General features: G+C 67.7%; 1 protein-coding gene. It reads right to left on the bottom strand.

What is annotated here, in order from left to right; genetic code table 11:
* On the bottom strand, positions 1-507 hold a 507-nt coding region (locus AC1DWF_RS38970), incomplete at both ends, for a hypothetical protein (protein WP_476843728.1).

Below are 507 nucleotides of genomic sequence, written 5' to 3'. Positions count from 1 at the left end.
TCGGCGACGATGAGGAAGTAGCCGGAGAAGCCCATCTTATCGATGACGCCGAGCTCGTATTCCAGGCGCTCGGCATGGATGGGCGGCACGCCTTCGGGGAAGCGCTTGGCGAGGCCCTCGCGGGCCATGGCGGCGACGGTTTCCGTTTCCGTGCTGCCCGGATGGACCTTGGGGCAGATGGGCAGTTCGGGTTTTTTCGACTCCGCCATCACCGTGCACATGCGCGCGATGGCGAGCGTGTTGTCGCAGGCCTCGGGCAGGTCGGCGAAGAGGGCGCGCATCTCCGCCGCCGGCTTGAACCAGTGATGCGCGGTGACGCGGCGGCGATCGGCCTCGGCGACGACCGCCGCCGGCTTGAACCAGTGATGCGCGGTGACGCGGCGGCGATCGGCCTCGGCGACGATGAGGAAGTAGCCGGAGAAGCCCATCTTATCGATGACGCCGAGCTCGTATTCCAGGCGCTCGGCATGGATGGGCGGCACGCCTTCGGGGAAGCGCTTGGCGAGG

The organism is Aminobacter sp. P4_D5, from assembly GCF_056401815.1.
Note: the sequence above shows the minus strand (reverse complement) of the source record. Positions and strands in the feature narration are given on the sequence as shown.